Origin of the sequence: Bacillus sp. PS237, from assembly GCF_037963345.1 — a bacterium.
Classification (GTDB): Bacteria; Bacillota; Bacilli; order Bacillales; family Bacillaceae; genus Bacillus; species Bacillus subtilis.
In genome coordinates, this window is sequence record NZ_CP150156.1 from 1,467,215 (window position 1) to 1,488,737 (window position 21,523).

24 protein-coding genes are annotated in these 21,523 nt (G+C 43.3%); 22 read left to right on the plus strand and 2 right to left on the minus strand.

Annotation, left to right across the window (positions count from 1 at the left end; genetic code table 11):
• The first annotated feature begins 11 nt into the window (after positions 1 to 11).
• The 7 genes from ccpC (at position 12) to NST22_RS07705 (ending at position 5,151) form a co-directional block, all read left to right on the plus strand.
• On the plus strand, positions 12 to 893 hold the full coding sequence (gene ccpC / locus NST22_RS07675) for a transcriptional regulator CcpC (RefSeq protein ID WP_003232387.1): 882 nt from the start codon (positions 12 to 14) through the stop codon (positions 891 to 893).
• Between the two features lie 111 nt (positions 894 to 1,004).
• Complete coding sequence (locus NST22_RS07680; RefSeq protein WP_003232386.1) at positions 1,005 to 1,481, plus strand: flavodoxin; 477 nt, start codon at positions 1,005 to 1,007, stop codon at positions 1,479 to 1,481.
• Positions 1,471 to 2,364 carry a hypothetical protein gene (locus tag NST22_RS07685; RefSeq protein ID WP_003232385.1) on the plus strand — a complete coding sequence of 298 codons (894 nt, stop codon included), beginning with the start codon at positions 1,471 to 1,473 and terminating at the stop codon, positions 2,362 to 2,364. The genes NST22_RS07680 and NST22_RS07685 overlap by 11 nt, the downstream gene beginning before the upstream one ends.
• A 15-nt stretch (positions 2,365 to 2,379) precedes the next feature.
• Positions 2,380 to 2,835 carry a flavodoxin gene (locus NST22_RS07690; RefSeq protein ID WP_339232967.1) on the plus strand — a complete coding sequence of 152 codons (456 nt, stop codon included), beginning with the start codon at positions 2,380 to 2,382 and terminating at the stop codon, positions 2,833 to 2,835.
• 104 nt (positions 2,836 to 2,939) lie between these two features.
• Positions 2,940 to 3,650, plus strand: coding sequence for a 2,3,4,5-tetrahydropyridine-2,6-dicarboxylate N-acetyltransferase (dapD, locus tag NST22_RS07695; RefSeq protein WP_003218680.1), 711 nt, complete (start codon positions 2,940 to 2,942; stop codon positions 3,648 to 3,650).
• Between the two features lie 69 nt (positions 3,651 to 3,719).
• The gene (locus NST22_RS07700) at positions 3,720 to 4,844 is read left to right on the plus strand and encodes an N-acetyldiaminopimelate deacetylase (RefSeq protein WP_003232383.1); all 1,125 of its coding nucleotides are present in this window, start codon (positions 3,720 to 3,722) and stop codon (positions 4,842 to 4,844) included.
• A gap of 61 nt (positions 4,845 to 4,905) precedes the next feature.
• Positions 4,906 to 5,151 carry a YkuS family protein gene (locus tag NST22_RS07705; RefSeq protein ID WP_003232382.1) on the plus strand — a complete coding sequence of 82 codons (246 nt, stop codon included), beginning with the start codon at positions 4,906 to 4,908 and terminating at the stop codon, positions 5,149 to 5,151.
• 36 nt (positions 5,152 to 5,187) lie between these two features.
• On the opposite strand, the gene mscT is transcribed toward NST22_RS07705, so the two are convergent.
• Positions 5,188 to 5,991 (minus strand): small-conductance mechanosensitive channel protein MscT, encoded by an 804-nt coding sequence (gene mscT, locus NST22_RS07710; RefSeq protein ID WP_003244994.1) that lies wholly within the window; start codon positions 5,989 to 5,991, stop codon positions 5,188 to 5,190.
• A 236-nt stretch (positions 5,992 to 6,227) separates the two neighbouring features.
• Here mscT and ahpA point away from each other — a divergent pair, with 236 nt between their 5' ends.
• The 3 genes from ahpA (at position 6,228) to rok (ending at position 8,329) form a co-directional block, all read left to right on the plus strand.
• Positions 6,228 to 6,770 (plus strand): biofilm-specific peroxidase AhpA, encoded by a 543-nt coding sequence (gene ahpA, locus NST22_RS07715; RefSeq protein ID WP_003245371.1) that lies wholly within the window; start codon positions 6,228 to 6,230, stop codon positions 6,768 to 6,770.
• 71 nt (positions 6,771 to 6,841) lie between these two features.
• Positions 6,842 to 7,288 carry a thiol-disulfide oxidoreductase YkuV gene (gene ykuV / locus NST22_RS07720; protein WP_003245810.1) on the plus strand — a complete coding sequence of 149 codons (447 nt, stop codon included), beginning with the start codon at positions 6,842 to 6,844 and terminating at the stop codon, positions 7,286 to 7,288.
• 465 nt (positions 7,289 to 7,753) lie between these two features.
• A complete protein-coding gene (gene rok, locus NST22_RS07725) occupies positions 7,754 to 8,329 on the plus strand; it encodes a transcriptional regulator Rok (RefSeq protein ID WP_003232378.1) in 576 nt (191 codons plus the stop codon).
• A gap of 40 nt (positions 8,330 to 8,369) precedes the next feature.
• On the opposite strand, the gene cse15 is transcribed toward rok, so the two are convergent.
• The gene (gene cse15 / locus NST22_RS07730) at positions 8,370 to 9,335 is read right to left on the minus strand and encodes a spore protein Cse15 (protein WP_003245018.1); all 966 of its coding nucleotides are present in this window, start codon (positions 9,333 to 9,335) and stop codon (positions 8,370 to 8,372) included.
• Positions 9,336 to 9,471: 136 nt separating this feature from the next.
• Here cse15 and NST22_RS07735 point away from each other — a divergent pair, with 136 nt between their 5' ends.
• From NST22_RS07735 to skiZ, 12 genes are all read left to right on the plus strand, one after another.
• Positions 9,472 to 10,071 carry a molybdenum cofactor guanylyltransferase gene (locus tag NST22_RS07735; RefSeq protein ID WP_003232376.1) on the plus strand — a complete coding sequence of 200 codons (600 nt, stop codon included), beginning with the start codon at positions 9,472 to 9,474 and terminating at the stop codon, positions 10,069 to 10,071.
• A 50-nt stretch (positions 10,072 to 10,121) separates the two neighbouring features.
• Complete coding sequence (locus NST22_RS07740) at positions 10,122 to 11,141, plus strand: molybdopterin-synthase adenylyltransferase MoeB (RefSeq protein WP_003232375.1); 1,020 nt, start codon at positions 10,122 to 10,124, stop codon at positions 11,139 to 11,141.
• Positions 11,142 to 11,158: 17 nt separating this feature from the next.
• The gene (gene glp / locus NST22_RS07745; RefSeq protein WP_003232372.1) at positions 11,159 to 12,451 is read left to right on the plus strand and encodes a gephyrin-like molybdotransferase Glp; all 1,293 of its coding nucleotides are present in this window, start codon (positions 11,159 to 11,161) and stop codon (positions 12,449 to 12,451) included.
• Complete coding sequence (mobB, locus tag NST22_RS07750; RefSeq protein WP_003232370.1) at positions 12,412 to 12,933, plus strand: molybdopterin-guanine dinucleotide biosynthesis protein B; 522 nt, start codon at positions 12,412 to 12,414, stop codon at positions 12,931 to 12,933. The genes glp and mobB overlap by 40 nt, the downstream gene beginning before the upstream one ends.
• Positions 12,933 to 13,406, plus strand: a complete 474-nt coding sequence (locus NST22_RS07755; protein WP_003232367.1) for a molybdenum cofactor biosynthesis protein MoaE — start codon at positions 12,933 to 12,935, stop codon at positions 13,404 to 13,406. Before mobB ends, NST22_RS07755 begins: the two co-directional genes overlap by 1 nt.
• Positions 13,399 to 13,632 carry a molybdopterin converting factor subunit 1 gene (gene moaD, locus NST22_RS07760; RefSeq protein WP_003232366.1) on the plus strand — a complete coding sequence of 78 codons (234 nt, stop codon included), beginning with the start codon at positions 13,399 to 13,401 and terminating at the stop codon, positions 13,630 to 13,632. Before NST22_RS07755 ends, moaD begins: the two co-directional genes overlap by 8 nt.
• Positions 13,633 to 13,855: 223 nt before the next feature.
• Positions 13,856 to 15,613, plus strand: coding sequence for an ABC transporter ATP-binding protein (locus NST22_RS07765; protein ID WP_003244670.1), 1,758 nt, complete (start codon positions 13,856 to 13,858; stop codon positions 15,611 to 15,613).
• A gap of 11 nt (positions 15,614 to 15,624) precedes the next feature.
• Complete coding sequence (locus NST22_RS07770) at positions 15,625 to 17,439, plus strand: ABC transporter ATP-binding protein (RefSeq protein ID WP_003232362.1); 1,815 nt, start codon at positions 15,625 to 15,627, stop codon at positions 17,437 to 17,439.
• A gap of 109 nt (positions 17,440 to 17,548) precedes the next feature.
• Positions 17,549 to 18,244: a toxin SDP protection protein YknW gene (gene yknW / locus NST22_RS07775; protein ID WP_003232360.1), complete on the plus strand. Its 696-nt coding sequence runs from the start codon at positions 17,549 to 17,551 to the stop codon at positions 18,242 to 18,244.
• 4 nt (positions 18,245 to 18,248) lie between these two features.
• Positions 18,249 to 19,382: an efflux RND transporter periplasmic adaptor subunit gene (locus tag NST22_RS07780; RefSeq protein ID WP_003244902.1), complete on the plus strand. Its 1,134-nt coding sequence runs from the start codon at positions 18,249 to 18,251 to the stop codon at positions 19,380 to 19,382.
• Positions 19,383 to 20,075, plus strand: a complete 693-nt coding sequence (gene yknY, locus NST22_RS07785; protein ID WP_003232356.1) for an ABC transporter ATP-binding protein YknY — start codon at positions 19,383 to 19,385, stop codon at positions 20,073 to 20,075.
• Positions 20,072 to 21,265 (plus strand): sporulation-delaying-protein transporter subunit SkiZ, encoded by a 1,194-nt coding sequence (skiZ, locus tag NST22_RS07790; RefSeq protein WP_003232354.1) that lies wholly within the window; start codon positions 20,072 to 20,074, stop codon positions 21,263 to 21,265. The genes yknY and skiZ overlap by 4 nt, the downstream gene beginning before the upstream one ends.
• The last annotated feature ends 258 nt before the right edge of the window (positions 21,266 to 21,523 follow it).

Below are 21,523 nucleotides of genomic sequence, written 5' to 3' on the forward strand. Positions count from 1 at the left end.
AGGAGGACGACATGCAGCTTCAAGAGCTTCATATGCTCGTAGTTTTAGCTGAGGAATTAAATATGAGAAAGGCGGCAGAACGGCTTTTTGTATCTCAGCCGGCTTTATCTCAGCGCTTACAAACCATTGAAAAGGCGTGGGGAACAAAAATCTTTTTAAGATCTCAAAAAGGATTAACGGTAACGCCCGCCGGTGAGAAAATCATTCAGTTTGCGAATGATGTGACATTAGAGCAGGAAAGAATAAGAGAAAATATTGACGAGCTTGAAGGTGAAATTCACGGCACATTGAAGCTTGCCGTCGCCTCCATAATCGGTCAGCATTGGCTCCCTAAAGTCCTGAAGACGTATGTGGAAAAGTATCCGAATGCAAAGATCTCGCTCATAACCGGGTGGAGCAGCGAAATGCTGAAAAGCTTGTATGAGGATCAGGTTCATATCGGCATTATAAGAGGCAACCCTGAGTGGAAGGGGCGCAAAGATTACTTAATGACAGATCATCTGTATTTAGTGGATACTGAAATTTCCTGCATCGAAGATATTGCCCATACAGAACGTCCGTTTATCCAGTTTAAAAGTGACAGCACTTATTTTCAGGAAATTCAGCACTGGTGGCATCAAAAATTTAAAACGTCGCCGAAACAGACGATATTGGTTGATCAGATTGAAACGTGCAAACAGATGGCGCTGCACGGAATCGGTTATGCCATTTTGCCGTCTGTTACCCTTCAAAATGAAGATAAAGTGAATAAAATGCCTCTTTTAGACATGAAAGGGCATCCGATCGGTCGGGATACATGGTTATTAGGTTATGAGCCTGCCTTTGAACTGAAACAAGTTCAAGCTTTTGTACAAGTGATAAAGGATATGCTGGATCAGGAAAATCCATTTTAAAGACAGCGAGGTGCTGTCTTTTTTTTATTTATCTGTTGACAATGAAAATCATTATCATTTAAAGTGATACATATGATATTGAAAATCATTATCAACTAATGGGGTGATAACATGGCTAAAGCCTTGATTACATATGCCAGCATGTCAGGAAATACAGAAGACATTGCCTTCATAATAAAAGATACGCTTCAGGAATATGAGTTGGATATCGATTGTGTCGAGATAAATGATATGGATGCGTCTTGTTTAACCTCCTATGATTATGTACTGATTGGCACCTATACATGGGGGGACGGCGATTTGCCCTACGAAGCGGAGGATTTTTTCGAAGAGGTCAAACAGATTCAGCTTAATGGTTTAAAAACAGCCTGCTTCGGGTCTGGCGATTATTCTTATCCAAAGTTTTGCGAAGCGGTGAATTTGTTCAATGTCATGCTGCAAGAGGCGGGAGCTGCTGTTTACCAGGAAACACTAAAAATTGAATTAGCGCCTGAAACAGATGAAGATGTGGAAAGCTGCCGAGCGTTTGCGAGAGGTTTTCTTGCATGGGCAGATTATATGAACAAGGAAAAAATCCATGTTTCATAAAGGGGCAACCGCTGTTACGGCATCGGCGTTTTCTGGATATTTTGTGGCGGTACAAAGAGAAGGCATTTTTCATTACTCTTTGGAGCAGGGCTGGAGAAAGCTTTTTCGTTTGAAAAGTAAGATACACTGTATCAGCTACATAGGGCCTTACTTATTTGGCGTTGGTGAAAAGGGAACAGTCATTCGTTCGGCTGATGAAGGGAAAACCTGGACGATGTCGAGCTTTCCGACAAATGCAACAGTGTGGGCGATTACCGGCAGAAACAACGGGTTTGTCTGCGCCCACGGTAAGCATTGTATTTATGTATCGGATGATTTTGGTGTCTCATGGCGCGTAGCCAAACCTTTTGCCGAATTTCATAATCCCCCTGTTATCCGGTCGTTATGCCTTCACGGGGGCAATCTCTTTATCGGCACGCAAATACACGAATATTTTGGCGGCATTTGGGCTTACGACATTAAGCGTGACACTGTCCAAGTTGTCAAAAAAGAAAAAAACCGGATGACGGCATCCATGCTCGTGTTCAATGAAAATTGGCTGGTGGCGGCGATGGGTTCTGTGAAAGGAAAGCACGGTGCTGTCACTGTAAGGAATCTTTTGAATGGTGAAGAATTCACCATACAATCCAGTATGATCAGAAATGAAGAATCATTTCTTGATCTTTCAGAGGATGATGGCATTATATATGTCACTACAACACAAGATGAAAATGGTTTTTCGAGAATTTACCAGGTTGATCTCGAAGCCCGGTCGTTAAAATGGTTCGATACCATTAAGGGACATGGATGGAGAGTGGCCAATCAGAAAGAGAATTTCTTTTGCGCAGGCTTGTATGAATGTAAATTTGTCCAGCCGTACGAAGTTTCAGCAATGATTCATTAGAGGAGGAACAAGGAATTGGCGAAGATTTTGCTCGTTTATGCAACAATGTCAGGCAACACTGAAGCTATGGCAGATTTGATTGAAAAGGGGCTTCAGGAGGCGTTAGCAGAAGTAGACCGTTTCGAAGCAATGGATATTGATGATGCCCAGCTGTTTACCGATTATGACCATGTCATAATGGGAACCTACACGTGGGGAGACGGAGATCTGCCTGATGAATTTTTAGATCTTGTTGAAGACATGGAGGAGATTGATTTTTCCGGCAAAACATGCGCTGTATTCGGTTCCGGTGATACAGCATATGAATTTTTCTGCGGAGCGGTTGATATGCTAGAGGCAAAAATAAAAGAACGCGGTGGAGACATTGTGCTGCCTTCGGTAAAAATCGAAAATAATCCAGAAGGTGAAGAAGAGGAAGAATTAATAAACTTCGGGAGACAATTCGCAAAGAAAAGCGGGTGCGCTGTCTGATCACTCACTGGGAACTGCTAAAACGGCTGTTCCTTTTTTTCTTGTCTTTGTATCTTTCCTTTGATACAGTAATGAGGTAGAAAATCAGGAGGAGGACTATACATATGAAAATGATGGACGCAAATGAAATTATTTCATTTATTCAAAATAGTACAAAATCTACACCTGTAAAGGTTTACGTGAAAGGTGAGCTGGAAGGAATCAATTTCGGTGAATCTGCGAAAGCTTTTATCAATGGAAACACTGGTGTCGTTTTCGGTGAATGGAGCGAAATCCAAACAGCAATCGAAGAAAACCAAAGCAAAATCGAAGACTATGTGGTTGAAAATGACCGCCGCAATTCTGCGATCCCAATGCTTGATCTTAAAAACATCAAAGCGCGTATCGAGCCGGGTGCGATCATCCGCGACCAAGTTGAAATCGGTGATAACGCAGTCATCATGATGGGTGCTTCTATTAATATCGGTTCAGTCATCGGCGAAGGCACAATGATTGATATGAACGTTGTGCTTGGCGGACGAGCTACTGTTGGAAAAAACTGCCATATCGGCGCGGGTTCTGTACTTGCGGGCGTTATTGAGCCGCCATCCGCTAAACCGGTTGTGATTGAAGACGACGTCGTAATCGGCGCAAATGCTGTTGTGCTTGAAGGTGTAACAGTAGGTAAAGGAGCTGTTGTTGCTGCGGGAGCGATCGTGGTAAACGACGTTGAGCCATACACTGTCGTTGCAGGCACACCAGCTAAAAAAATCAAAGACATTGATGAAAAAACAAAAGGCAAAACTGAAATCAAGCAGGAATTACGCCAGCTGTAAGGAAAAGTTTGATAAAAAAGGCGTGGATAATATATCCACGCCTTATTCGTATAGGCAGGAGGAATAGAAATGAAGATAGAGGAGCTCATCGCAATTCGCAGAGATCTGCATCGTATACCGGAGCTTGGATTTCAGGAGTTCAAAACCCAGCAGTATTTATTAAATGTCTTGGAACAATATCCGCAAGACAGAATTGAAATTGAGAAATGGCGAACAGGGCTTTTTGTAAAAGTGAACGGGACGGCGCCGGAAAAAATGCTGGCATACAGAGCGGATATCGATGCGCTTTCTATAGAAGAGCAAACTGGTCTTCCATTCGCATCAGAGCATCACGGCAACATGCACGCCTGCGGTCACGATTTGCATATGACAATTGCACTCGGCATTATTGATCATTTTGTTCACCACCCAGTCAAACATGATTTGCTTTTTCTGTTTCAGCCGGCAGAGGAAGGGCCTGGCGGTGCGGAACCAATGCTTGAGAGCGATGTATTAAAAAAATGGCAGCCTGATTTCATCACTGCCCTTCATATTGCTCCAGAGCTTCCGGTAGGCACCATTGCGACAAAAAGCGGCCTTCTATTTGCGAATACATCAGAGCTAGTCATCGATCTGGAAGGCAAAGGGGGACATGCGGCATATCCGCATTTGGCTGAGGATATGGTTGTAGCAGCAAGTACACTTGTCACCCAGCTGCAAACGATTATCTCTAGAAACACAGATCCGCTAGACAGTGCTGTTATTACAGTTGGTACCATTACCGGAGGCTCGGCACAAAATATCATTGCAGAAACGGCCCACCTGGAAGGCACGATCCGCACGCTTTCTGAAGAATCGATGAAACAAGTAAAGGAACGGATTGAAGATGTAGTGAAAGGAATCGAAATCGGATTCCGCTGCAAAGGAAAAGTGACATATCCGTCTGTATATCACCAAGTTTACAATACGAGCGGATTAACAGAAGAATTTATGTCTTTTGTTGCTGAACATCAACTGGCGACAGTAATTGAAGCAAAAGAAGCAATGACTGGAGAGGATTTTGGCTATATGCTGAAAAAATATCCCGGATTCATGTTCTGGCTCGGCGCTGATTCTGAACATGGGCTTCATCATGCTAAGCTGAATCCCGATGAAAATGCGATAGAAACAGCGGTTCATGTCATGACAGGTTATTTTTCTGTTTATGCCAATTAAGTACAAATGAAAGAATAAAATTCCATAAAATGAGCACTCTAGTAAACGGAGGTGTTCAAAAATGGCTAAAAAAATTGGAATTGAACAATCGTTATCAGATGTAGAAGCTGCTTTAAAAGAAAAAGGATATGACGTTGTAATGATGAAAAGCCCTGCTGATGCTCAAGGCTGTGACTGCTGTGTCGTAACAGGTCTTGATAATAATGTGCAAGGGATAGCCGATACGGTAACACAAGCACCTGTCATTACAGCTTCCGGGATGACGGCTGAAGAAATTTGTAGCGAAGTTGAGAGCAGAATTCAGTAATAAAAAAACCGAAGCAAAAAGCTTCGGTTCTTTTATTTATTCTGTTTCTTTAGGGAAAGCGCGGTCGAACGCGTTCTTTATTTCTTTTCTCAACACTCGTTCGACTCGCCACTGTTCCATATTTTCTGTTTTGGCAATGACCCTGATTACAATTTCAGAAGTCCCCAGTTCTTGAATCCCGATGACATTTGGGCCTTCTTTTATTTGTGGAAGAGCCGCTGCCGTTTCATCACAAACCTGCTGTAAAATATGAATCATTTCATCAATATTTCTTTCAGCCGGCACTTTAATGTCAACAAGAGCCTGCATGGTACCACGAGAATGATTGCTCACGTTTGTGATGTTTCTGTTGGGGATGTAATGCAGTGTTCCGTCAAAGCTGCGGATTTGAGTTGTCCTTAAGCCAACCTGCTCGACAATTCCGTCAAAGGTGGAAACGGTAATATAATCTCCGACATCCAATTGTTTCTCAAGCAAAATAAAAAAACCTGTCACGATATCACTGACAAGCCCTTGGGCGCCAAATCCGACAGCCAGGCCGACGATTCCTGCCCCCGCTAAAAGAGCGCTTGGATCATAATGAAACAAATCTAGAACCATGACGAAAAATATGAAAATCAATGTATAAGCAAATATGTTAAGAGTCAGGCTTCGGAGCGTATGTGCACGTCCGATAGACAAGCTATTCTGCTCCTCGAATTTTGCAAACAGATGTTTAATGATTTTCATGCCTAATGATCGAACGATAAAATAGAGCAATATCATAATGGCGAGTTTAATGAGCAGAACACCGGCATTTGTAATCAGTCCCGCCCAATCATATTGTTTAATAAAGTCCATGTTGAGCTCCTTTTCTAATTGATTGCTGCACATTGAGACTAGTTACCCTGTACATGACCATGTTAAACGTTTTATTCAAAAATGTCGAAGCCAAAGACATACATGATTTGTTAAAAATTGACTCAGGAAATCTGCTTTTATATAATGGCATTGCAATATAACTAAAAATGGTTAATCACCCTTTATTTTCATGCGATTTTGACCTTTAAGCCAAACAATAAATTGGAGGGATACATATGGCAGAACGTATGGTAGGTAAACAAGCTCCTCGTTTTGAAATGGAAGCAGTCCTTGCAAGCAAAGAATTCGGCAAAGTAAGTCTTGAGGAAAACATGAAAAACGACAAATGGACAGTGCTGTTCTTCTATCCAATGGACTTCACTTTTGTTTGTCCGACAGAAATTACAGCAATGTCTGACCGCTATGACGAGTTCGAAGATCTTGATGCAGAAGTCATCGGGGTTTCAACTGATACCATCCATACTCATTTAGCTTGGATCAATACAGACCGCAAAGAAAACGGTCTTGGCCAGCTGAAATACCCGCTTGCTGCTGATACAAACCATGAGGTATCCCGGGAATATGGCGTTTTAATCGAAGAAGAAGGTGTGGCTTTGCGCGGATTGTTTATTATTAATCCTGAAGGGGAGCTTCAATATCAAACTGTTTTCCATAACAACATTGGGCGTGATGTTGATGAAACGCTTCGTGTTCTCCAGGCGCTGCAAACTGGCGGACTCTGTCCGGCTAACTGGAAACCAGGCCAAAAAACACTTTAATTCTTTCCAAGAACGAAAAGCGGTCTAGCATATTCGTTAGGCCTCTCTTTTAAAATAGGAGGGAAAAAGCAATGAAATTACGTCAGCCCATGCCGGAATTGACGGGAGAAAAAGCTTGGTTAAATGGTGAAGTGACGAGAGAGCAATTGATTGGGGAAAAGCCGACGCTTATTCATTTCTGGTCCATCAGCTGCCACTTGTGCAAAGAAGCGATGCCGCAAGTGAATGAATTTCGTGATAAATATCAAGATCAGCTGAATGTTGTAGCTGTACACATGCCCCGTTCCGAAGATGATCTTGACCCTGGTAAAATTAAAGAAACAGCTGCTGAACACGATATCACTCAGCCGATTTTTGTTGACAGTGACCATGCTTTAACCGATGCATTTGAAAATGAATATGTACCTGCATATTATGTGTTTGATAAAACAGGACAGCTCCGTCACTTCCAAGCCGGCGGGAGCGGTATGAAAATGCTTGAAAAACGTGTGAACCGCGTTCTGGCTGAAACGGAATAGGTATCTGACTAAATAGTATTTCCTAAAAACCTGACCTCATCAGGTTTTTTATTTGTGCAAAAAGCAATGGAAGAAGAGTAAGAAGCTTATTTTTCCAAATTTGGGTATAGGAATTGATGATTTGTTTGATTGATACGCTAAAAAACACAGCTAATTTTTGATGTTTTTCCTCAATTTTAGATAAATCTCATATCTCATAACTCGAAAATTGTAGATATTACACTAAATTTCTTTAAAGAAGTAAGTAAAATATATATTTTCAACATTATACCAAATAAACTAGAAAGCCCCTTAATCCCTTGAGAATAAAGGACTCTTTTGAAAAATAAAACATTTTCAGAAAATAAGGAATTTTTCATAGAGTAAATATAATAGTAAAATGCTAAAATAATAGTTGATAAAATTACTTTTGTAATCTAATATCTTAATTAAAGATGTTAATTTTGATAGGGGGTACATTGAGGAATGTTTAATGAAAGAGAAGCTTTGCGCTTGCGGTTAGAACAATTAAATGAAGCTGAAGTGAAAGTCATTCGTGAATATCAAATTGAACGTGATAAAATATACGCAAAATTAAGAGAGCTGGACAGAAATGGAAGCCCTTCCGAAATCAAAAAGGATTTCCGTTCTGAAAAAAAACCTGACTCTCTGCCGGTTCTCGCTGAGCTTGCGGCTCAGGAAATCAGAAGCTATCAGCCGCAATCACAGCAGCAGTCTGTTCAGCCTCAGCTTCAATCTATTTCCTCTCTTCCTGCCGGTATACCAGACGGAACAACACGAAGAAGAAGAGGAACGGCAAGACCGGGATCAAAAGCAGCTAAGCTGCGTGAAGCTGCTATTAAAACATTAAAACGCCACAACGCGGCGATTAAGAGCTCGGAGCTTCAAAAAGAGATTGAAAAAGAAAGCGGTCTTGAAATCCCTAATATGACAACGTTTATGCAAAGCTTAATTAAAATGTACCCGGAAGTGAAAAAGCCATATCGCGGGCAGTACATTTTAGAGGGTGAAATCGAATCTGCAGAATCAGCAAACGAATAAATATAAAGAAAAACTGCTTGGCATCGCTCAAGCAGTTTTTTTATTGAGGTTTTTTCTGTGAAGGTTTGTTTTCTTTTTCAAGATTAAGCTTATACACCCACTTTTGATAAGGCTTTTCTTCAGCGGCTCTGTTTTTCAGCTCTTCGATTGTATGGCTCTTGGCCTGGTCTGATGATTGGGCGTGGGCAAGCTGTTTTTGAAGCACATGTATCTGTTTGGTGACATCTTCAAGGATAGTCTCTACATGATTTGGCTGCGCGTAGGCCGCTGGAGCTTCTTCTTCCGTTTTTTCTTTTTGTTTCGTGCCGCCATCAATATCGGCAAAATGAGAAGCAATCCAGGCATCGCTTTCATCAAGTTGCCGTTTATACGATATAATAGTTTCGTGAAATAATTTTTCTTTCGTTTTTTCTATGTCTAGCAGTCTTTCTTTCGTTTCTATGATTCGATCTTTCATATGATCAACTTCTATTTTAATATGTTTTAGCTGATATTCTTTTTCTACCATTTGCTCTTTTAGACGCCCGTTTTCGGCTTTTATCAATTCGGCTTGCTGTTTTGCCTGAAGCAGTGCATTTTGTTCCTGCTCAATTGAGGCTTGAAGTTCGCTGATCCGTTTATGAAGATTTTTATTTTCTTCTTCGATTTTGACTTTCGCAATATGAAGTTTATGTTTTTCTTCGATTTCGGCTCTGCGTTTATAGGTTTCAGCAGATAGAAGCTCCTGCAAAACAACGATTTTATCAAGCAGTTCAGCTCTTATTTGGTGCAGGGTTTGGCTGGTGTGGGAGGCATGTTTTTCTTTTGTTGACATATGTGTTAATTCGGCAGACAGCTGCTGGAGTTTTTCTTTCATATCGGTATTTTCTTTGAGCAGTTTGTTATTTTTCTGATGAAAGTAGCTTGCTTCAAGTTCAGAAATCAGCTTATGGCACCTTGAAAGCTCGGATTTTAAATAAAGGTTCTCCTGAGACACGTCGTGGAAAAAAGGACCTGATCTTTTCATTCGAACCATCTCCCTCATGATGTTAACACTACAATATGCAAATACTGAACAGCTATTCCTCTTTAATAAACAGACAAGCAGTAGCGTTGAGCCTTTGCTTTTGCTATGCTTTTAACGAAACTAGAGGTGAGATGATATGAAGCATGTAAACGTACTGCTGGCAGGGGGAGCCTCACGTCGCTTTGGAGAACCGAAGGCGTTTGTCAAATGGAAGGGCAGGATGCTTTACGAATGCGCTAAAGAGGCACTTGGAGAACAAACGGTTATCATCAGCCGTCCCGAATTTATTGATAGATTTCAAGAAAACGGTGAAAATGAAGTGTATCAAGATGCTGAGCCATTTCAAGGCATGGGGCCATTGGCTGGTATATATACCGCTTTTAAAAAGACAGACGGTGATCTTTATACTGTTCTTTCCTGTGACACACCGCTGATACAAAGAAGGACGATGCTGGAGCTCAAACGTCTGATGATTGCCGGTGCGGACGCGGTAGTCCCAATTTCAGACGGACAAGTGCAGCCATTGATTGCGATTTACCACAAACGTATCATGCCAGTTCTATACGATCAGCTTTCTGAGAAGAGGTTGAGAATATCAGATTTATTAGGCAGAATTTCGGTTTGTTACGTACAGGCTGAAAATATCGGAGCAAACCCGGCAGAGTTTATCAACATTAATACACGTGATGATTTTAGCTGTTTGGAAGAAAAATCGAACTCCCTCAAGCGGGACTGACGGGGCAATAACATGATAAGATGACATAAAAGATAAGGAGAACAGGTTTGATGGAGGAACGTTATTCACGGCAAATCAGATTTAAGCAAATTGGGGAAGAGGGCCAGAAAAGACTGGCAGACAGCCATGTGCTGATTGTCGGAGCGGGAGCGCTCGGCACTGCAGGAGCTGAAGGGCTTTCGAGAGCGGGAGTCGGTACGATTACCATTATTGACCGTGACTATGTGGAGTGGAGCAATCTTCAAAGGCAGCAGCTTTATACAGAAAGCGATGCCAAACTCCGCATGCCGAAAGCCATGGCTGCCAAAGAGCATCTATCAGCGATTAACAGCGAGATACATATTGAGGCGTATGTTACCGAAGGAACAGCCGAAACGCTTGAGCCGCTGATTGAAAAAGCAGATGTCGTGATCGACGCGACAGATAATTTTGAAACCCGCATGCTGATAAACGATCTTGCCCAGAAAACAAAGACACCTTGGGTCTATGGCGCCTGTGTAAGCAGCCAGGGAATGTTCATGACTGTCATTCCCGGAGAAACCCCTTGTCTGTCTTGTTTGTTTGAGCAAATTCCTGTCGGCGGGGCGACGTGTGATACTGCCGGCATTATTCCGCCTGCTGTGCATATCGTTTCAGCATATCAGCAGGCTGAGGCATTAAAGCTGTTAACCGGCCAAAAAGAAGCAATACAGCGGGGGTTTGTGACATTTGATGTCTGGAACAATTCGCATATGAAGATTAACGTTAATCATGTACGCCGTGAGGAATGCCCATCTTGCGGAGCTAATGCGGTATATCCTTATCTTCAGGATTGGAACACACCAAAAGCTGCTGTACTATGCGGCCGTGATACAGTGCAGGTAAGGTCAGAATCATTAAAAAGAATCCCGAAACAGGAGCTCATTAAGCGGCTGAAAACAATCGGCAAGGTCGAGGCTAATGCGTTTTTGCTGCATATTTTTTACGAGGATTTCAGAATTGTCATTTTCAATGACGGACGGGCACTGGTGCATGGAACAAATGATGTGAAAGAAGCCAACTCCGTGTTGGCAAGAGTGATTGGACTGTAACAACAGGAGGGGTCAGAATGCTGGAGAAAAGAACACCGATACCGGTAGACGAGGCAGTTCGGCGTGTCTGCCATTTTCAAAAACAAGGTGAAACAGAATGGGTGGCGCTTGAAGACAGCCTTCATCGGTTTTTAGCCGAAGATATAACTGCGGATCACCACGTACCTGCGTTTGACCGTTCGCCATACGATGGTTTTGCTGTCAGAGCGTGCGATACGGCAGAAGCTTCACGTGAAAACCCAGTTCGGTTTGAAGTTATTGACCATATTGGAGCGGGAGCAGTATCTGAAAAAGAACTTGGCCCGTTTCAGGCCGTGCGGATTATGACTGGCGCGCAAATCCCTGAAGGGGCAGATGCAGTCGTCATGATTGAACTGACTCAAGCCTTTGAGGAGAATGGGAAGTCATTTATGTCTTTAAAACGCCGCTTTCAGACGGGGGATAATATTTCAAAAACAGGTGAGGACGCTCAAAAAGGGAGTGTTTTACTGACAAAGGGCACCCGGGTGACACCAGGAGTGACGGCTCTTTTGGCAACATTCGGATACGCATCTGTGCCTGTCGTGAGAAAGCCTGTAGTCGGGATTATCGCAACCGGTACCGAATTGCTGAATGTCAGTGATCCGCTGGAACCGGGAAAAATCCGCAACAGCAATGCGAGTATGGTATATGCGCAAGCGATAGAAGCAGGCGCAACACCGCTTTATTTAGGGAAAATCTCTGATGAACTGGATAAAAGCTTTGCTGCAGTTAAAGAAGCGATGAAAAAGGTGGACTTCCTGATCACAACTGGCGGTGTGTCAGTCGGTGACTTTGACTTTTTGCCTGCGATCTATGAAAAACTCGGAGCGGACGTGCTGTTTAATAAAGTTGCCATGCGCCCGGGCAGCGTGACAACGGTGGCGCATGCAAACGATATGCTGCTGTTTGGCCTTTCAGGTAATCCGTCGGCATGCTATGTCGGTTTTGAACTGTTTGTCAAACCGATAATCCAGACATGGCTGCTCAATGAAACACCGCATTCAATTTGTGCGGAAGCTGTTTTGACCAAGGATTTTCCGAAGCCGAACCCATTTACCCGATTTGTTCGTGCGCTCGTGCACCATCAGGAAGGGAAGCTGTTGGCGACACCCGTTGGCTTAGATAAGTCGAGCTCTGTCACATCACTTGCAGATGCCAATGCATTTATTATCCTGCCGGGCGGTACGCGAGGCTACGAATCTGGCAGAACGGTTCAAGTGCTGCTCATCAGAGAAGAGAATGGAAGTGAATGGCCTTGGTCCGTCCTTTCCCGATCGTCCAAGTTGTAGGATTTCAAAACAGCGGGAAAACAACGTTTATTGAGCGCATTCTTGAAAAAGCCTCTGAACAGGGAGTCCATTTGGGCTGCCTGAAGCACCATGGTCACGGCGGTGAACCGCAAACGCTCACGGAAGGAAAAGACACGGACCGTTACAAGGCGGCAGGTGCTGATGTAACAGCGGTAGAAGGTGCTGGTGTGTTACAGCTGACTGCCCGCCGCAATTGGGATTTGGCACGGCTGATTGAGTTATACCAATTTCTCGAAACAGACTGTCTTCTGATTGAAGGCTTTAAAAAAGCCCCTTATCCTAAAGTGGTTATCCTAAGTGAAAAGGAAGATCTGGAAGCGCTGCAAGCAGTAAATATAATCGCCATCATCTATAGAAAAAAAGAGCATATGACAGAGCATCAGGGATTACCCGTTTTTCATGCGGATGATCCGGTTGCCGTGGATTTTGTGCTTTCACAGCTGAAGGGGGAATCTGCATAATGGAACGGTTTGAGATTACGAAAACACCCATTAATACTGAAAACATCATCAAAAAAGTGGAGAAACGGGAAGCGGGAGCCATTACAACATTTATTGGTACGGTTCGGGAATGGACAAACGGAAAAAGAACGGTTCGGCTTGAATATGAGGCATATGAACCGATGGCCGTGCAAATGCTTGCTCAAATCGGCGCTGAAATCGAAGAAAAATGGGAAGGTGCCTCAGCTGCGATCACGCACCGTATAGGTGTGCTCGATATCGGTGAAGCAGCGGTAGTGATTGCTGTATCTTCTCCCCATCGAAAAGCCGCATATGAAGCCAATGAGTATGCGATTGAACGCATTAAACAGATTGTGCCGATTTGGAAAAAAGAAATTTGGGAAGACGGTGAGCAATGGATCGGCGACCAGCTAGAAACGACAGCTTATCCGAACGGAAAACCAGACCTAAGCGAGGGAGAGCAGCATGATTAAAATTCTTTTATTTGCAGGGCTTGCTGAACAGGCCGGTACACAAGCAATAGAAATAGATATGGAACAAGCAACCACAGATGAAATAAAAGCGAGTCTAAAAGAACAATACGGTCTTGAATCTATTGATACGGCTATGATTGCCGTTAACGAAAGCTATGTAAAAGAAAATACCTCTGTATCTTCGGGTGACACGGTAGCCATCATACCGCCGGTCAGCGGGGGATGAAAACCGGACGGCATTTCAGCCGTCCGGTTTTTCTGTATTTCATTGGCATATCCCCAAGTATCCTCAGCATACAATGATTTTCTGTAAGCGTTTATTCTACATATGTTACTCCCTATAAAGTAAGAGACTCACTCCATAATTAGACTGAAATTTTGAAAAATAATAGAAATTTATTTCGGGTATCGATATAGTGAAGATGATAAATGTTGGAAAGGTGCTGGATATGGAGACATTTAAAAGATTAAAAATGTATTATTGGCCGTACAGAAAAGTGTTTATGTGGTCGCTTCTAGCCATGCTTTTGATGACTGCAATTACTGTCGTTTATCCGATTATCCTGCAAATTACGATTGATGAGATCGTACTGGGACGGCAGTATCAGCTTGCGGCGTGGGTCAGCTTAGGATTTATTGCGGTGATGGTTTTGAAAGGAATGGCTACCTTTTTTCATCAGTATTTAGGTGATATGTTCGGGATCAAATCCGTTTATCGGCTGAGAAATGGTCTGTATGAAAAACTGCAGCGGCTTTCTTTTTCTTACTATGATAACGCGAAAACAGGAGATTTGATGTCCAGGCTGACTGCTGATGTTGAAGGGCTTCGTTTTTTCTTATCATACGGTCTCGCTGAGCTCATTCGCTTCGGCCTGCTGGTAGCCATCAGCCTGTCGGTTATGTTTTACTATTCTGTTCCTCTCACGCTTGTGACAATAGCTGTTCTGCCATTTCTCGCGGTTGCGGTATACCGGTTTGACAAAAGAGTCCATCCCGCCTTCAGAGGCATCCGCAAATCGTTTGCGAAACTCAATACAAAAGTTCAGGAAAATATCAGCGGCATTAATACGGTTAAATCTCTTTCCAGGGAAGATTTTCAGATCAGCACTTTCAATAAAGCCAATGCAGAATACAGGGCGCAGTATTTACAAACATCATCCATTTGGTCTGCGTATTTCCCTTTAATGGAGTTCATTGGTAACATTTGTATTGTAGCTCTTCTCTCATACGGCGGTTACTTGGTTATGCAAAATCAGCTCAATCCCGGCGAGCTTGTTGCTTTCTTCAGCCTTGTCAATTATATGATGTGGCCCATTATGAACTTAGGTTTTGTCATCAATATGTTCTCTCAAGCAAAAGCGTCAGGGGAACGCCTGCTCGACATTCTGGAAAAAGAAGAAGACATTACAGATCATCCTCATGCTTTGCATAAACAAAAATTAACCGGAGATGTCCATTTCAAAAATGTTTCTCTTGCATACGGAAAAGAACAAACAAACGCGCTGTGCAATGTAAGCTTTGAGGCAAACAGCGGGAAGGTAATCGGACTGTTGGGCCCGACAGGTTCAGGCAAAAGCTCAGTGACACAGCTTCTCACCAGATTTTACAGTCCTGTTGGCGGAATGATTACCATTGATCACAAACCCATCACAGATTATTCGTTAAAAACCCTTCGCTCCAATATCGGGGTCGTACTTCAAGAATCCTTCCTGTTTTCATCTACGATTAGATCAAATATTTCGTATGGGCGGCCGGATGCCTCAATGGAAGACGTCATCGAAGCGGCAAAAAGGGCGCAGGCTCATAACTTTATTATGGAGCTTCCTGATGGGTATGACACCATGCTGGGAGAGAGGGGAATGGGGCTTTCCGGCGGGCAGAAACAGCGTATTGCCATTGCGAGAGCCATCTGCTTGAACCCGAGCATTTTAATATTGGATGATGCCACAAGCGCAGTAGATATGCAAACGGAGCACAGCATACAGCTTGCCTTAAAAGAAGTCATGAAAAACCGCACAACCTTTATCGTCGCTCACCGCATTTCTTCACTGAAACACGCTGATGAAATTCTCGTTTTTAATAAAGGACGCATTCGTGAAAGGGGAACACATCATGAGCTTCTTGAAAAAGGCGGCTACTATAAAAAGATTTACGATTTGCAATACCGTGATGTCAAAATGATTAATGAGCCGCATGAGGTCGGATAGGGAGGGGCCAAATGAAACAAGCGAAAAAACAGGGGGTTTTAGAGCGTTTCTATTACTCTTCAGATGAAATCATTGAAAAGCCGTTTAACTGGGCTCAAATGTGGCGGCTGCTGAGCTATGTCAAACCATATCGAAAAACAATTTTGCCGCTTTCTTTTCTCACTGTATTGATTGGCACTGCTGTGAAGCTTGTGATCCCCATTTTGATCGGCGTTTATGTTCTTGATCAAGCGATTACAGGGAGAAACTCGGAGCTGCTGATTCAGCTCATTTTTATTATTAGCGGTTTATATGTCCTCAATTACGCCGCCAATGTGTTAAGAATCAGGTGGATGAATCAGCTTGGCCAGCATGTCATTTACGATTTGCGACAGCATTTATTTACCCATGTGCAGCGCTTATCCCATCGATTTTTTGATCAGCGGTCGGCGGGATCGATCTTAGTCAGGATCATGAATGATATTAACTCTCTTCAGGAGCTCTTTACAAGCGGAGTCATCAATTTGTTGACCGACTTGCTGCTTCTGGCCGGCGTGATTATTATTTTGTTTACGCTGAGCCCTGAGCTGACTATAGCCATCATGGTGACATTGCCGATTATGTTTTTTATTTCAACAAGTCTCAGAAAAAAAATACGCCGATCCTGGCAAACGGTACGGCTGAAGCAATCGAAGCTCAACTCTCATCTAAACGAAAGCATTCAGGGCATCCGGGTCACGCAGGCATTTACGCAGGAAGAAGAAAACATGGCGTATTTTGACGGTGTCAATCAGGAGAACTACGAATCATGGCGGGAAGCAACTAGAAAAAATGCCATGTTCCGTCCGCTTGTAGAAATGACGAATGCGATTGGGACGGCTGTCTTGATTTGGTATGGAGCCACACTCATCATGAATGAAACCATTACGATTGGCGTCTTCGTTTCTTTTGCTTTCTATCTGGGAATGTTTTGGGAACCTATTTCGAGACTGGGTCAGGTCTATAATCAGCTGTTAATGGGGATGGCATCATCAGAACGGATTTTTGAGTTTCTGGACGAACAGCCAAATGTCAAGGAGAAGCCGAATGCCATTCATAATGAAAAGATAAATGGGGAGATCAGTTTTGAAGAGGTTGAATTTTCGTATGATGAAAAACGAAAAGCCCTTCACGCCGTTTCTTTCTCTATTCCTGCGGGATCGACGCTTGCGCTTGTCGGGCATACAGGGAGCGGGAAGACGACGATTGCCAATTTAATCAGCCGTTTTTATGATGCGGCCGGAGGCACCATTAAAATAGACGGTATACCGATTAAGGATCTTTCCCTTGCCAGTCTGCGCTCTCAAATCAGCATTGTCCTGCAAGATACATTTATTTTCTCCGGGACCATCATGGAAAATATTCGTTTTGGAAGGCCAAATGCTTCGGATGAAGAGGTGATGAAAGCGTCCCAAGCGGTCGGAGCGGATGAGTTTATTTCCGATTTAGCGGAAGGATACGCAACAGAGGTAGAGGAAAGGGGCAGCGTACTGTCTGCCGGTCAGCGCCAGCTCATTTCATTTGCAAGAGCATTGCTCGCCGATCCGGCTATTATCATCCTTGACGAAGCAACGGCAAGCATTGATACAGAGACAGAAGTAAAAATTCAGCAAGCGTTAAAAACGCTTCTGAAAGGGCGTACAGCAGTGATGATCGCTCACAGATTGTCTACGATCCGCGACGCCGACCGCATCATTGTTCTTGATCACGGCAGGAAAATAGAAGAAGGGAACCATGATCAGCTGCTCGCTAAAGGAGGCATTTATGCCGGGCTTGTGAAAGCGCAATACAGCACAGCGATAGAATAATATGAAAAGCCTTCAATATTGAAGGTTTTTGGAAATTTATTAGAAAAACATGAAACTTTTTGATATCCTTCCCGTACTATTTGTTAGATATTCTCAAGGAGGTTTTGAAATGGAAACGAATGTAGAAAAAAACAGCGGAACGGCGACTGAAAAGCCTTCACTTTTCGGAGTAATCACAAGTCCGTCCGTTCAATTTGAAAGAATAAGAGAAAGGCCGGCTGTATGGGGACCGCTTTTGATTGTTGCAGCAATTATCATCGTCGGTGCCGTGCTGCAATCACTCGGTACGGATTATAGTGAGCTTTTGAAAAGCCAGGATACGCAAGGGCTATCTGCTGAACAAATGGAAACTGTCGCAACAATAACCAAATTTGGCGGAATGGCAGGCGCTATTATCGGCGGTATCGCAGCATTATTTATTGCCCCTCTTATTTATTGGCTCTGTGTAAAAGTATCAGGCGGTGTTACGACATATAAAAAAATGCTTTCTCTCAGTCTGTTTGTCTCTTTGATTAGCAGTCTCGGATTATTGGTTAATGGAATCGTTGCTTTTACGACTGACGTGAATCCTCTTTACAGCACGACGTCACTCGCAGGGATTATCCCATCTGACGGGGCTCTCGCCAGTGTGTTAAATACCTTTGAAATTTTCAGCATCTGGAGCTTTGTATTATTAGCAATCGGACTTCACAAAACGGGAGGCATCTCAAAAAAAGCCGGGTGGATTTCAGCAATCATTCTATTCGGAATTTTAGTTGTATTTTCGCTTTTTTCAGGTTTAATCAATTCTGTGGCGGGTGCATAAGCTCATGAAAAAAGTCTGGATCGGAATTGGAATCGCAGTTATAGTCGCTCTTTTTGTTGGAATCAATATATACCGGTCTGCCGCTCCGACAAGCGGCAGCGCCGGCAAGGAGGTACAGACGGGGAGCGTTGAAGAAAATGAAATCTCATCAACGGTTATGGTTCCTGGCACGCTAAAATTTTCAAATGAACAGTATGTCTTTTATGAAGCGGATAAAGGGACATTAGAAGACATTAAAGTAAAGGAAGGCGATAAAGTTAAAAAGGGCACGGCTTTAGTCACCTATACAAATGAGCAGCTGAGCCTGGAAAAAGAACAGAACCAGTTAACGTCTGAATCCAACCGGCTTCAAATTGACCAAATTCAAGAAAAGTTAAAAGCCTTGGACAGCAAAGAAAGAGAACTGGAAAAACAGGTAGGAAAGAAAGAAGCAGAAAAACAAATCGAATCTGAACGGACAGAGCTTCAAATGCAGAAAAAAACAGCGGAGATCGAATTAAAACAAACCGAGCTTCAGCGGCAGTCACTTGCCAACCGGGTGTCAGATTTAGAAGTGAAAAGCGAAATTGAAGGCACCGTTATTTCTGTCAACCAAGAAGCGGCATCCAAAAAGTCAGATATTCAAGAGCCTGTCATACATATCGGCAACCCAAAAGACCTTGTCGTCTCAGGGAAATTGTCTGAATACGATACATTGAAAGTCAAAAAAGGCCAGAAGGTCACACTCACTTCAGATGTAATACAGGGTAAAACATGGAAAGGCACGGTTTCCGCAGTCGGGCTTGTTCCGGATCAGCAGGAGAGCGCTGCGGCACAAGGAACAGAACAGGCGGTCCAATACCCGCTTCAAGTGAAAATAAAAGGAAATCTTCCAGAAGGAAAGCCAGGCTTTAAATTTATCATGAATATTGAAACAGATAAACGGAAAGCAAATACGCTTCCTTCAAAGGCAGTCAAAAAAGAAGATGACCAATATTATGTGTATACAGTAAAAGACGGAAAAGCAAAGCGAGTTGATGTCAAAATCGGCGAAGTGACAGATGACCTGACAGAAATTAAAGAGGGGCTTACCCAAGATGATCAAGTCATTTTGAATCCATCTGATCAGGTGACTGACGGAATGGAAGTGAAATCCTAAATGATTCAGCTTTCTAATGTGCGAAAAAGCTACCAGATCGGAAAGGAAACGTTTGATGTTCTCCATTCTATTGATTTGGACATTCATCAAGGTGAATATGTCTCGATTATGGGGCCGTCAGGATCAGGAAAATCGACGATCATGAATATTATCGGCTGTCTTGATCGGCCGACTTCCGGTACATATCAATTGGACGGCGAAGACATTTCTTCATATAAAGATAAAGAACTGGCGGCAGTCCGTAACCGGTCCATCGGTTTTGTATTTCAGCAATTTCAGCTTCTTCCGCGGCTGAACGCAAAAAAAAATGTCGAGCTGCCGATGATTTATTCCGGGATAGGCAAAAAGGAACGTCAAGAGCGGGCTGAGAGAGCATTGGAAAAGGTCGGGTTAGCCGATCGAATGCTCCACATGCCCAACGAGCTGTCGGGCGGGCAGAAGCAGCGGGTGGCGATTGCGAGGGCGATCGTGAATGAGCCGAAATTGATTTTAGCTGATGAACCGACCGGCGCGCTGGATACGAAAACAAGCGAGGCGATTATGGATCAGTTTACAGCATTAAATGCCGAGGGAACGACAATCGTTCTGGTTACTCACGAGCCTGAAGTAGCAGATTGCACGAATCGGATCGTCATGGTGCGTGACGGAAACATTGTTCCTGCCAGCTCCGGACAAAGGAGTGTGGGAGAATGAGCCTGTTGGAAAACATCAGAATGGCTCTAAGCTCTGTCCTTGCCCATAAAATGCGTTCGATCTTAACGATGCTCGGCATTATCATTGGTGTAGGCTCTGTCATTGTTGTCGTTGCGGTAGGACAGGGCGGCGAGCAAATGCTGAAGCAGTCGATCAGCGGCCCGGGAAATACTGTGGAGCTGTACTATATGCCTAGCGACGAGGAGCTTGCAAGCAACCCGAATGCCGCAGCTGAATCTACGTTTACAGAAAACGATATTAAAGGTTTAAAAGGAATAGAAGGCATTAAACAAGTCGTTGCTTCGACTTCTGAAAGTATGAAAGCGCGTTATCACGAAGAAGAAACCGATGCTACGGTTAACGGAATAAATGATGGATACATGAATGTCAATTCTTTGAAAATCGAAAGCGGCAGAACCTTTACCGACAATGACTTTCTCGCGGGGAATAGAGTCGGAATCATCTCTCAAAAAATGGCTAAAGAGCTGTTTGATAAAACCTCCCCTCTAGGTGAAGTTGTCTGGATTAACGGACAGCCCGTTGAAATTATCGGCGTGCTGAAAAAAGTAACAGGCTTGCTTTCTTTCGATTTAAGTGAAATGTATGTGCCATTTAATATGATGAAATCCTCTTTTGGCACAAGTGATTTCAGTAACGTATCATTGCAGGTCGAATCAGCAGACGACATAAAATCGGCTGGAAAAGAAGCGGCACAGCTGGTAAATGACAATCATGGCACAGAGGATTCGTATCAAGTGATGAACATGGAAGAGATTGCGGCCGGAATTGGCAAAGTAACTGCAATTATGACGACGATTATCGGCTCAATTGCAGGTATTTCCCTTTTGGTCGGCGGAATCGGTGTCATGAATATTATGCTCGTATCAGTCACAGAACGGACGCGGGAAATCGGAATCAGAAAATCACTTGGTGCGACGAGGGGACAGATTCTGACTCAGTTTTTAATTGAATCAGTCGTATTGACGCTGATTGGCGGTCTGGTCGGGATTGGTATTGGATACGGAGGGGCCGCGCTTGTTTCAGCCATTGCGGGCTGGCCGTCACTCATATCCTGGCAGGTTGTATGCGGGGGCGTGCTGTTCAGTATGCTCATTGGTGTTATTTTCGGCATGCTTCCTGCAAATAAAGCCGCAAAGCTTGATCCCATTGAAGCGCTGCGTTATGAGTAGCCTCATGCAACATGCATGAGGTTTTTTTATGTTTAGTGATTTCTACTATGAATATAAAAGACTTTTTTCATTAAAATAAGAAGAAAATGTCGTACAATTGTCCTTATTTTTGTCGAATTTACAGTTTACAAACCCTATAGACATACGTTAATATGGAGAAACGTGAAAGATTTTGATAGTTATTGAATGAATTTGAATGATTTTAGTTGCCTAAACCGAAAATAGCGTTTACAATGAAATTGTATTCAAAATGAATAC

Coding starts and splice junctions, on each gene's coding strand:
- NST22_RS07735 (WP_003232376.1), top strand. CDS start 9,472: ATGAAGCATGTAAACGTACTGCTGGCAGGGGGAGCCTCACGTCGCTTT.
- NST22_RS07740 (WP_003232375.1), top strand. CDS start 10,122: ATGGAGGAACGTTATTCACGGCAAATCAGATTTAAGCAAATTGGGGAA.
- moaD (WP_003232366.1), top strand. CDS start 13,399: ATGATTAAAATTCTTTTATTTGCAGGGCTTGCTGAACAGGCCGGTACA.
- glp (WP_003232372.1), top strand. CDS start 11,159: ATGCTGGAGAAAAGAACACCGATACCGGTAGACGAGGCAGTTCGGCGT.
- mscT (WP_003244994.1), bottom strand. CDS start 5,991: ATGGACTTTATTAAACAATATGATTGGGCGGGACTGATTACAAATGCC.
- NST22_RS07770 (WP_003232362.1), top strand. CDS start 15,625: ATGAAACAAGCGAAAAAACAGGGGGTTTTAGAGCGTTTCTATTACTCT.
- skiZ (WP_003232354.1), top strand. CDS start 20,072: ATGAGCCTGTTGGAAAACATCAGAATGGCTCTAAGCTCTGTCCTTGCC.
- ahpA (WP_003245371.1), top strand. CDS start 6,228: ATGGCAGAACGTATGGTAGGTAAACAAGCTCCTCGTTTTGAAATGGAA.
- ccpC (WP_003232387.1), top strand. CDS start 12: ATGCAGCTTCAAGAGCTTCATATGCTCGTAGTTTTAGCTGAGGAATTA.
- NST22_RS07685 (WP_003232385.1), top strand. CDS start 1,471: ATGTTTCATAAAGGGGCAACCGCTGTTACGGCATCGGCGTTTTCTGGA.
- NST22_RS07765 (WP_003244670.1), top strand. CDS start 13,856: ATGGAGACATTTAAAAGATTAAAAATGTATTATTGGCCGTACAGAAAA.
- NST22_RS07700 (WP_003232383.1), top strand. CDS start 3,720: ATGAAGATAGAGGAGCTCATCGCAATTCGCAGAGATCTGCATCGTATA.
- rok (WP_003232378.1), top strand. CDS start 7,754: ATGTTTAATGAAAGAGAAGCTTTGCGCTTGCGGTTAGAACAATTAAAT.
- mobB (WP_003232370.1), top strand. CDS start 12,412: ATGGCCTTGGTCCGTCCTTTCCCGATCGTCCAAGTTGTAGGATTTCAA.
- cse15 (WP_003245018.1), bottom strand. CDS start 9,335: ATGAAAAGATCAGGTCCTTTTTTCCACGACGTGTCTCAGGAGAACCTT.
- NST22_RS07755 (WP_003232367.1), top strand. CDS start 12,933: ATGGAACGGTTTGAGATTACGAAAACACCCATTAATACTGAAAACATC.
- dapD (WP_003218680.1), top strand. CDS start 2,940: ATGAAAATGATGGACGCAAATGAAATTATTTCATTTATTCAAAATAGT.
- yknW (WP_003232360.1), top strand. CDS start 17,549: ATGGAAACGAATGTAGAAAAAAACAGCGGAACGGCGACTGAAAAGCCT.
- ykuV (WP_003245810.1), top strand. CDS start 6,842: ATGAAATTACGTCAGCCCATGCCGGAATTGACGGGAGAAAAAGCTTGG.
- NST22_RS07705 (WP_003232382.1), top strand. CDS start 4,906: ATGGCTAAAAAAATTGGAATTGAACAATCGTTATCAGATGTAGAAGCT.
- yknY (WP_003232356.1), top strand. CDS start 19,383: ATGATTCAGCTTTCTAATGTGCGAAAAAGCTACCAGATCGGAAAGGAA.
- NST22_RS07780 (WP_003244902.1), top strand. CDS start 18,249: ATGAAAAAAGTCTGGATCGGAATTGGAATCGCAGTTATAGTCGCTCTT.
- NST22_RS07680 (WP_003232386.1), top strand. CDS start 1,005: ATGGCTAAAGCCTTGATTACATATGCCAGCATGTCAGGAAATACAGAA.